General features: G+C 57.7%; 2 protein-coding genes. One reads left to right on the forward strand and one right to left on the reverse strand.

Annotation, left to right across the window (positions count from 1 at the left end; all coding sequences use genetic code 11):
- A partial coding sequence (gene gpt / locus HMPREF9538_RS13700; RefSeq protein WP_002889733.1) for a xanthine phosphoribosyltransferase occupies window positions 1–455 on the reverse strand: 455 nt, incomplete at its 3' end.
- A 257-nt stretch (window positions 456–712) separates the two neighbouring features.
- On the opposite strand from gpt, the gene pepD reads away from it, so the two are divergent.
- Complete coding sequence (gene pepD / locus HMPREF9538_RS13695) at window positions 713–2170, forward strand: cytosol nonspecific dipeptidase (RefSeq protein ID WP_020316554.1); 1458 nt, start codon at window positions 713–715, stop codon at window positions 2168–2170.
- Window positions 2171–2223: the final 53 nt, after the last annotated feature.

The following is a 2223-nucleotide window of genomic DNA, read 5'->3' on the forward strand; positions in this document are numbered from 1 at the left end:
CGCCCTGCGATAGGCGGTACAAACACCACGCCCATATCCCACGGCTGTTCAATCCAGGTATCCTGCGGAATATCCACAACGTAATCGTCCACCAGCGGGCGGCCTGCCGGCTTGGCGAAAATGGTGACAAAGTGCGCTTTGGGATACATTTCGCGGATCGCCACGGCGGTACCGCCGGTATCCACAAGATCGTCGATGACGATAAAGCCTTCGCCATCGCCTTCCGCACGTTTCAGCACTTTCAGCTCGCGCTGGTTATCATGGTCGTAGCTGGAGATGCATACGGTATCAACATGACGAATGCCCAGTTCACGCGCCAGTAAGGCTCCCGGTACCAGTCCACCGCGGCTAACGGCAATAATGCCTTTCCATTGCTCAACCGGCAGCAGACGGCTGGCCAGTTTGCGGGCGTGAATCTGCAACATGTCCCAGGTGACGACGTATTTTTCGCTCATGTGAAGTGTCCCAGCCTGTGTAATACGGCTTAAATAATGTTCGAGGGGGAAAATGGTTGCGCGAGATTATAGAGATCTGACGCACTAAAAACCAGTGCTAAGCGGTTTGCGCAACGCTTTTTGCGTTGTTTACACTACCTGCGGCGGTGGAAAGTGGTATTCTCAACCCCATCGCGCAAGCCCGGGCTTGTTGTGTATTTTAACGCTAACCCTCGTCCTGCAACCGCTGTATGCAGGAGTCTGTAAGGAGACTTACCGTGTCTGAACTGTCTCAACTATCCCCGCAGCCGCTTTGGGATATTTTTGCCAAGATTTGCTCCATCCCGCACCCGTCCTATCACGAAGAACAGCTCGCCGAGCACATTATGGGTTGGGCAAAAGAAAAAGGCTTACATGCGGAACGCGACCAGGTTGGCAACATTCTGATTCGTAAAGGCGCGACTGCCGGTATGGAAAACCGTAAGCCGGTAGCGCTGCAGGCGCACCTCGATATGGTGCCGCAGAAAAATAACGACACCGTCCACGACTTCGTTAAAGATCCGATCCAGCCGTACATTGACGGCGAATGGGTGAAAGCGCGCGGCACCACGCTGGGCGCGGACAACGGTATCGGAATGGCGTCCGCACTGGCGGTACTGGCCGACGATAGCGTCGCTCACGGCCCGCTGGAAGTGCTGCTGACCATGACCGAAGAAGCCGGCATGGACGGCGCGTTTGGTCTGCAGGCCAACTGGCTACAGGCCGATATCCTGATCAACACCGACTCCGAAGAAGAAGGCGAAATCTATATGGGTTGCGCCGGCGGGATCGATTTCACCTCTAACCTGGCGCTGACCCGCGAAGCGATTCCCGCCGGGTTCCAGAGCTTTAAAGTCACCTTAAAAGGGCTGAAAGGCGGCCACTCCGGCGGTGATATTCACCTTGGTCTGGGTAACGCCAACAAGCTGCTGTCGCGCTTCCTCGCCGGCCACGCCGATGAGCTGGATCTGCGTCTGGTCGATTTCAACGGCGGCACGTTACGCAACGCCATCCCGCGTGAAGCTTACGCTACTGTCGCCGTCGCCGCGGATAAAGCCGATGCGCTGAAAGCGCTGGTGAATACTTACCAGGCGCTGCTGAAAAACGAGCTGGAGGCCAAAGAGAAGAACCTGGTGGTGCTCGTGGAAGCGGTCGATAACGACAAAGCGGCGCTGACTCAGGCTTCCCGCGACACTTTCATCCGTCTGCTAAACACCACGCCGAACGGGGTTATCCGCAACTCTGACGTGGCGAAAGGCGTAGTGGAAACTTCGCTGAACGTCGGCGTCGTCACCATGACCGATGACAACGTACAGATCCACTGCCTGATCCGCTCGCTGATCGACAGCGGCAAAGACTACGTGGTCAGCATGCTGGATTCTCTGGGTAAGCTGGCGGGGGCGAAAACCGAAGCCAAAGGCGCTTACCCTGGCTGGCAACCGGACGCCAATTCGCCGGTGATGCACCTGGTGCGCGAGACTTACCAGCGTCTGTTCAACAAGACGCCGAACATCCAGATCATTCACGCCGGTCTGGAATGCGGCCTGTTCAAAAAACCGTACCCGGAGATGGACATGGTCTCCATCGGGCCAACCATTACCGGTCCGCACTCCCCGGATGAGCAGGTCCATATCGAGAGCGTCGGTCAGTACTGGACGCTGCTGACCGAGCTGCTGAAAGCCATTCCGGCTAAATAAGCCCCACAACCGGCGGGGGGCGGCCCCCCCCCCGCCCCCCCGCCCCCCCCCCC

The sequence above is a fragment of the Klebsiella sp. MS 92-3 genome, from assembly GCF_000195655.1.
Lineage (GTDB): Bacteria > Pseudomonadota > Gammaproteobacteria > Enterobacterales > Enterobacteriaceae > Klebsiella > Klebsiella pneumoniae.